This window comes from Bacillus sp. C30 (genome assembly GCF_040838255.1).
Classification (GTDB): Bacteria; Bacillota; Bacilli; order Bacillales; family Bacillaceae_G; genus Bacillus_A; species Bacillus_A mycoides.
Genome location: NZ_JBFPJH010000168.1, coordinates 1 through 7,199 on the forward strand (window position 1 = coordinate 1; position 7,199 = coordinate 7,199).

The window sequence follows — 7,199 nt, forward strand, 5'->3', positions numbered from 1 at the left end:
ATAAAAAAACACCGTAATATATACGATGTTTTTTCGGGTGTGTGTCTCGATATTTATTTGTTACTTTCGCGTGATTGAGAAGTAGAAAGGGCCGGAGTGATAACTAATTGTCTCGGCTCAGTTTTCTTGAAGTGATTTTTGACGTTACACTTACGACATTGAACGACCCATGCTTTAATAGGATTTGTTAAAATAATTTTTTGCCTTTCGTTAGGGGCCTCTTCTTCCAATTTACAACTATCGCTCCACTTACTCCATTTCATTGTAAATTTAGAAGAAGAATGATCGTCTTCTCGATCAAACGTATGCAAAAAATCCATTTCTCCAGCTAGCATTACGGTGTTACTAGTTGCTAAAAAAGAAAAGGTCGTCCAATGTTTCTCCATGCCCTCCTACTCCTTTTTCACATATAGAGTGCCTAAAACTTAATTTACCTAAAATATGCTTGCCTTTTACCTTACACTTATAGTTTATCCAAAACACTACTATGCAACTATCGATTTGTCTTACAAATCACCTTACATTTTTGTAAGAAACGAAAAACCTTCACTCTATATACGTGAAGGTTTTTCATTTCTTATCTATAGAATCTTTCATATCATCAAGTCCAGCCTCTTGCAGCTGCGACATCATACCGTGGGAAATTGCGCCTAATACTAAAGTCATTCCAATTAGTGAAATGCGAATTGCAGGTACATCAATTATGTAAGCCAACATACCAAGAACAATTGTTAAAAGCAATGCTTTTATAAATGTTACACTTGTATACTGTTTCTTTTTCATCATAATCACCCTTTTTGGAAGCGTTTTCTTAATATTATCAGTATATCATATCATCTGACTATTTTGTGGGGATTTCTGTAAAAACCTTATATCTTCTTTGACTTTTTTCTTTCTATCCTTTACAGTCGAAATGTTCACAAGTTTTACACTGTAGGAGGATTCAAATGAAAATTGAAATAAAAGACACTTTAATTTCTGAAGAACAATTACAAGAAAAAGTAAAAGAACTAGCGCTTCAAATCGAACGTGATTTTGAAGGAGAAGAAATCGTTGTAATCGCTGTATTAAAAGGATCTTTCGTATTCGCTGCTGATTTAATTCGCCATATTAAAAACGAAGTAACTATCGACTTTATCTCTGCATCTAGCTACGGAAATCAAACAGAAACAACTGGAAAAGTAAAACTATTAAAAGATATCGATGTAAACATTACTGGAAAAAACGTAATTGTCGTAGAAGACATTATCGATTCTGGTTTAACACTTCACTTCTTAAAAGATCACTTCTTCATGCATAAACCAAAAGCATTGAAGTTCTGTACGTTACTTGATAAACCTGAACGCCGTAAAGTGGACTTAAAAGCTGAGTATGTTGGCTTCCAAATTCCAGACGAATTTATCGTTGGCTACGGTATCGACTGCGCAGAAAAATATCGTAACTTACCATTTATCGCTTCAGTTGTAACGGAATAATATAATAAAGTGAAACCTTAATCATTGGGATTTTTGTCCATTCCCAATGATTATTGGCCCGCAAATAGCGGGATCAAATAAGCTTCCATGCATTATTGGTGGAAGTTTTATTTCTACCGTAATTTATAAAAACAAAGGGAGAGATGAAGAATGACAAAAACAAAATTTGAAAAAGTACTCCTCATCGTAAATCCGAAAGCAGGACAAGGCGATTTACATACGAACTTAACAAAAATCGTACCACCACTTGCCACAGCTTTTCCTGACCTACATATCCTTCATACGAAAAAACAAGGTGATGCAACAAAATATTGCCAAGAGTTTGCTAGTAAAGTAGATTTAATTATCGTCTTTGGTGGTGATGGAACTGTATTTGAATGCACAAACGGCTTAGCCCCTCTTGAAACTAGACCTACACTTGCAATCATTCCAGGTGGAACTTGCAACGACTTCTCTCGCACACTTGGTGTTCCGCAAAATATTGCAGAAGCAGCGAAACTCATTACAAAAGGACATGTAAAACCAATTGATGTCGCAAAAGCAAACGGACAACACTTCTTAAACTTCTGGGGCATTGGACTCGTATCTGAAGTATCAAACAATATTGATGCAGAAGAGAAAGCAAAGCTTGGTAAAATTGGTTACTATTTAAGCACCATTCGAACTGTAAAAAATGCTGAACCATTCCAAGTAAAAATCACTTACGACGGACAAGTGTATGAAGATGAAGCTGTCCTTGTTATGGTTGGAAACGGTGAATATCTCGGGGGTATCCCATCCTTTATTCCGAACGTAAAATGTGATGACGGAACACTTGATATTTTCGTAGTCAAATCAACAGGCATTCAAGCGTTTAAAGATTATATCGGAAAGAAACTATTTGAAGACTCAAATGAAAATGACATCTTCCACGTCAAAGCTAAATCCATTCATATTGAAACAGAAGAAGAAAAAGAAGTAGATACAGATGGTGAAAGCTCTCTACATACACCGTGTCATATTGAGTTGTTACAAGCGCACTTTACGATGATTTATAATCCTAATGTTGTGTAATGAAAAAAACGAGTGATATCACTCGTTTTTTTCTTCTAATCTAATTATGTCGTTGTATAATTTCTTGTATTTCTTTAACTCTCTCTAAAGTAATTCCATTTCTTTGTTCTATCGCTAAAGGGTGATCGGTTGGCTCTACTTCAACATACGGTGCCATTCCAACTTCTCTTATATGTACATTTGTCTTTAAATTTAGTGTTTCTGGATAAACTGGTATTTCTACAGATAACCAGCCAAAATGAGGATCACTATTCTCTCGTCCTCTCTCATCCCACTCTTCTAGTACTTTATCATAACTTTCTTTACTAAGTGATACCCACACAGTCCAGATGAAATTTTCGTGGTAATCAATTATAGGAATCTCTAAACAGCCTCTAATAAAATAATGTTCATCGTCCATTACACAAAGATCTGATGTTAAATGGAAGCGTCCCTCTCTTTCATGAGCCGCTACCTCATAGTAATAAGATGGTGCTTCACTTCCGTAACATAAAGGGAATGTAAATCGGTTCATTTGTATCTTTTCTCCGGACTTTCTTCTTCTTTTCATCTATTATGAGTTCTCCTATCCTTTAAATTTCATTCACACTCAAAATCCATCCAATTTTTCCAATGTGTATTAGAATCCTTATTCACAATAACACTTGGATCTTTCTTCTCTATTGTAGCAGCTACTGATTGAAAAAATTCAATTTCACTAGAGTATAACATAGACATACTTGCCATTCATTTTCTAATAATACTACTAACAAAATAGCAGAAGGGCCTGTTTGCATGGCCTAGTTCTTTTTAGGTACAATGAAAGAAAGAAACAACCTGATACAAGGGAGAGGAAACGCTGTGTTCAACCAACAGTTAGTTAATTTACGCATTGATTTTGCATTTAAACAATTGTTTGGTACGAATGGTAGTGAAGATATCCTAATTGCATTTTTAAACGCTATGTTACAAGAGTCTTTAGAGTCGCCCATTGCTTCTCTACAACTAGAAGATCCACATTTGCATCGGGAATATGAAGAGGATAAGTTATCTATTTTAGACATTTCAGCGATATTAAACACAGGAACAAAAGTAAATGTAGAAATACAGCTCAATAATAATCACGATATGATAAAACGTAGTTTATATTATTGGGGAAAATTATACACATCCCAATTACAAAAGGGCATGCCATATAGCTCACTGCATAAAACCATCACCATAAATTTATTAAACTTCATAATGTTTTCAGAACAAAACGCCTTCCATTCAACGAGTATATTATGGAATACACAACAACAGAAACTCCTAAGTCATGACATAGAAATTCACATTGTAGAAATCCCAAAGTTAACAGAACAATGGCATGAAGAAAAAGTAAATCCGTGGAAAGATCCATTTGTTCGTTGGCTTTTATTACTTTCAGCAAATGAGGATGAGCACTTAACTAAAACATTGGAGGATATTGCTATGAACCAAGATCCTATTTTACAAAAAGCGATAAATAAATGGGAACGTATGAGTCAAGATTCTTCTTTCCGACAAGCCTATGACGCAAGGGAGAAAGTTTTAATGGATGAAGCAGCAAAATTCGCCCACGCAGAGACAGAAGGAATAAAAAGAGGAATGGAACAAGGAATAAAAAAAGGGATTGAAAAAGGCATTGAACAAGGCATTGAAAAGGGTCGAAAAGAAGGGGTTCAGCAGGTAAAAATTCAAATGATTAAAAATATGTATGATCTTGGTATACCACTTGAAACGATTGCTAAGGCAAGTAAATTAAGTGTGCATGAGGTTGAGCATATTTTAGGACATAAATAGTAATAAAAAAGAGCTTGAATGGTTTCAAGCTCTTTTTTATTAACTTTCCTCAATTCTTTCAATCTTCCAAACTAAATTATCTGGCTCGTTTTTCTCTAAAAAGGTTAACATCCACATGGTTTTCCCTTTGTCGTTCATCAACATCACTTTATGGTTTAACTTCCAAGCCACGTCACTAATATGATTAAACATTTTATACATATCTTCTTCTCTAATAAGCTTTTCCTTTTTGATTAATCGTCTCGTTCTATACTCCCTTATTTCTAAGTACATATCAGCATAAGCCACTTCATGCTGCCAAATTATACTACATACATATTTTTTATTCGGACTACTCTTCTTTATATATACAAGTTCATTTTTATAATCCAAATCCAGTACCTTATTGTATGCTTTTTCTAACATCCCTATATCCCAATCACATTCCACAGCTAAACTCTTCATTTCAGTATGAACGATTTGAAGGGCTAATTCTTTTTTCTCTCTATCTGATAAATATGGAAAATCATTTACACTCCCATACTCTACAAACACATTCATATATCCAGGAAAAATTCGATATTTCTTCTCCCACTGATTTAATAATGAAATATCATCCACACAGTAAATCAAAATAACTTTTTCATAGTCTGTTCTTAACTTTGACATATGTCGCTCGTATAAAGAAGTAATACAGCTCGTTTCTTTAAAAAAAGATAGCTCCTCATCATAGTTGCTTGAGGATGTTAATTTTAATGTCTCTAAACTACTTATATGCTCTTTTCTTTTTAGAAAACTTAATCGGATATCTCTTATAATTGGCATTTACTCTCTCCTTCTTTTTATTCTAATCTTTTACACTGCCCTCAATAAACTTAAGCCTTTATTCTAGCTATTTACTCATAACTGTACTCTTTTTCCGCCTATACAAATAAGTACACTCACACCAAAATACACGCCCTAATTTATCGCAACTACTACAATACTTTCAATGTATTGTGCTTATACACGAAATATTTTATATTCCTAATTTTATAAATATCTACCCTTAATAAATTTATTTATTTGATATAATGGATATTGAATAATTTAAAACTTTAATTAGCCCTTACCAATCATTTTTCGCTGGGTAAACTTTTAACTAATAGTACATTAATGAATTTAGTTTTTAAAAGAAGAAACACCATGGCTACGTCTAATTTGAATTAATACATAAATCATTTTCAGTTCCTATTCGTTTTTTATCTACAAACAGAAATATACGTAATCCTTTTTGTTCAACTAAATAAGAATGGCTAAATGTGCTTGAACAATTAGATACTAGGAAATTTACATCTTGCAGAGGAAAAGATAGATCTAGGTATTAATATGTGGTGTTTTACGACCTACTTAAAAGGAGAAGATAGAAAATAATGAATAACCCCATCGACCTACAATACTTATGTGATCTTGTGCATAGAACTTTTCATGTACCTGTTCAGTTCTTATCTACTAGCAGAAAAATCTTATATGAATCTACTTCTAATACTATTTGTAGTCCTTTTTATTCTTCTAAAGAAGAACATCTTAGTGAGATTTATCAGGAAAACGCTCCCTGTAACTTTCCAATTCTTAAAGGGAATAAGTATCTTGAGAATTTCGTTATCATTCATATAACAAATCATGAACATGTAAAAGGAACTATGATAATCGGGCCCACTACCTATCCAAAAGTATCAGATGAAATGGCTATCAAGCTTATGGAGTATTCCAACATTAATAATAAAATGCAACAAGGAATAGACTACTATCAGTTTCTACCTGAGATTAAAAAAAGTACTCTCATTGATATAAGCATTTGGTTACATTACGCAATTTTCAATGAAAAATTAGATATAGATATTGTGTGGGAAAAAAACAAAGTTCTAGAGGACGTTTCTTATAAAATTGTAAATCCCGATTTATATATTTCAAGACGCCGGCGGAATGACCCTAAAAATTACAACATGTCATTAGAACGTAAGTTTTTTTCAGCAATTAAAGAAGGAAATAAAGAAAAAGTAATCCAATATGCATATTCATTTCCGCAAGAAGACGCGGCAATTTCATCAAAAGGAGATCAACTCAGAAACCAAAAAAATAATGGCATTATCGCAATTACTCTAGCTATTCGATATTCGATATGCGATAGCTGGTAATCTTCCATCAGATATTGCTTTTTCACTTGGTACTTTATATATCCAAACCATTGAAAAACTAGATAACATGTACTCCGTAAATAGATTAATTGAAGATGCCTTATGTACTTTCGCAGAACGTGTTAAAGAATATAGTAACCAAGCATATTCTAATTCAATAACTACATGCCTAAATCATATTCACAAACATATTTACGACGATATATCTCTTAATGATCTTGCTAACCTTTTAAATATTTCTCCTACCTATTTATCTAAATTGTTTAAAAAAGAAGTAGGGATTCCTTTAAGCGAATATGTTCAAAGGGAACGAGTAGAAGAAGCAAAAAGGTTATTAACATTAACAACATATCCATTATCAGATATTTGTACCTGGCTTAATTTTAGTGACCAAAGTTATTTCACAAGAGTCTTCAAAAAAATTACTAGTATGACTCCTAGACAATATCGTGAAAATCATACCGTAATATAGCAGCATTTTCTTAACACTAGGTGGGATACATGTAATACCATCTCACCTATCTACAAAATTCACCACTTCAATTTATCCCGCTATTTGTGAGCGCTAATACCCCCACCTCAAAATTAATCAATTTGTTTCGTCTTTTTTATATTCTTTCTATCATCTTTACACGCCTTTATTCTCCTTAATACTAATAAAGTTCTAGCCCCTTCAAAAAAGTACAATAATGACAAATAAATTACTATAAATAAG

The 7,199-nt window shown here is 33.1% G+C and carries 8 protein-coding genes and 1 pseudogene; 4 read left to right on the forward strand and 5 right to left on the reverse strand.

Annotation, left to right across the window (positions count from 1 at the left end):
* Positions 1–53: 53 nt before the first annotated feature.
* Positions 54–386: a hypothetical protein gene (locus tag AB3X49_RS15065; RefSeq protein WP_000410949.1), complete on the reverse strand. Its 333-nt coding sequence runs from the start codon at positions 384–386 to the stop codon at positions 54–56.
* Between the two features lie 184 nt (positions 387–570).
* Entirely contained in the window at positions 571–786 is a 216-nt protein-coding gene (locus tag AB3X49_RS15070) for a hypothetical protein (RefSeq protein WP_000976189.1), read from the reverse strand.
* Positions 787–947: 161 nt separating this feature from the next.
* Here AB3X49_RS15070 and hpt point away from each other — a divergent pair, with 161 nt between their 5' ends.
* Positions 948–1,475 carry a hypoxanthine phosphoribosyltransferase gene (gene hpt, locus AB3X49_RS15075; protein ID WP_000687586.1) on the forward strand — a complete coding sequence of 176 codons (528 nt, stop codon included), beginning with the start codon at positions 948–950 and terminating at the stop codon, positions 1,473–1,475.
* Positions 1,476–1,625: 150 nt separating this feature from the next.
* Positions 1,626–2,528, forward strand: a complete 903-nt coding sequence (locus AB3X49_RS15080) for a diacylglycerol/lipid kinase family protein (RefSeq protein ID WP_367963085.1) — start codon at positions 1,626–1,628, stop codon at positions 2,526–2,528.
* A 40-nt stretch (positions 2,529–2,568) separates the two neighbouring features.
* Here the strand turns inward: AB3X49_RS15080 and AB3X49_RS15085 are convergent, their stop codons facing one another.
* Both AB3X49_RS15085 and AB3X49_RS15090 read right to left on the reverse strand, forming a co-directional pair.
* Positions 2,569–3,078: a DUF2199 domain-containing protein gene (locus AB3X49_RS15085; protein WP_215586979.1), complete on the reverse strand. Its 510-nt coding sequence runs from the start codon at positions 3,076–3,078 to the stop codon at positions 2,569–2,571.
* Positions 3,079–3,107: 29 nt separating this feature from the next.
* The gene (locus AB3X49_RS15090; protein WP_002167499.1) at positions 3,108–3,245 is read right to left on the reverse strand and encodes a DUF7003 family protein; all 138 of its coding nucleotides are present in this window, start codon (positions 3,243–3,245) and stop codon (positions 3,108–3,110) included.
* A gap of 123 nt (positions 3,246–3,368) precedes the next feature.
* On the opposite strand from AB3X49_RS15090, the gene AB3X49_RS15095 reads away from it, so the two are divergent.
* Positions 3,369–4,328 carry an Rpn family recombination-promoting nuclease/putative transposase gene (locus AB3X49_RS15095; protein ID WP_367963088.1) on the forward strand — a complete coding sequence of 320 codons (960 nt, stop codon included), beginning with the start codon at positions 3,369–3,371 and terminating at the stop codon, positions 4,326–4,328.
* Positions 4,329–4,367: 39 nt separating this feature from the next.
* Here the strand turns inward: AB3X49_RS15095 and AB3X49_RS15100 are convergent, their stop codons facing one another.
* Positions 4,368–5,132, reverse strand: a complete 765-nt coding sequence (locus tag AB3X49_RS15100; protein ID WP_215586980.1) for a hypothetical protein — start codon at positions 5,130–5,132, stop codon at positions 4,368–4,370.
* Positions 5,133–5,719: 587 nt separating this feature from the next.
* Here AB3X49_RS15100 and AB3X49_RS15105 point away from each other — a divergent pair.
* A pseudogene (locus AB3X49_RS15105) lies at positions 5,720–6,956 on the forward strand (helix-turn-helix domain-containing protein).
* Positions 6,957–7,199: the final 243 nt, after the last annotated feature.

Coding starts and splice junctions, on each gene's coding strand:
- AB3X49_RS15090 (WP_002167499.1), bottom strand. CDS start 3,245: ATGTCTATGTTATACTCTAGTGAAATTGAATTTTTTCAATCAGTAGCT.
- AB3X49_RS15065 (WP_000410949.1), bottom strand. CDS start 386: ATGGAGAAACATTGGACGACCTTTTCTTTTTTAGCAACTAGTAACACC.
- AB3X49_RS15100 (WP_215586980.1), bottom strand. CDS start 5,132: ATGCCAATTATAAGAGATATCCGATTAAGTTTTCTAAAAAGAAAAGAG.
- hpt (WP_000687586.1), top strand. CDS start 948: ATGAAAATTGAAATAAAAGACACTTTAATTTCTGAAGAACAATTACAA.
- AB3X49_RS15080 (WP_367963085.1), top strand. CDS start 1,626: ATGACAAAAACAAAATTTGAAAAAGTACTCCTCATCGTAAATCCGAAA.
- AB3X49_RS15085 (WP_215586979.1), bottom strand. CDS start 3,078: ATGAAAAGAAGAAGAAAGTCCGGAGAAAAGATACAAATGAACCGATTT.
- AB3X49_RS15070 (WP_000976189.1), bottom strand. CDS start 786: ATGATGAAAAAGAAACAGTATACAAGTGTAACATTTATAAAAGCATTG.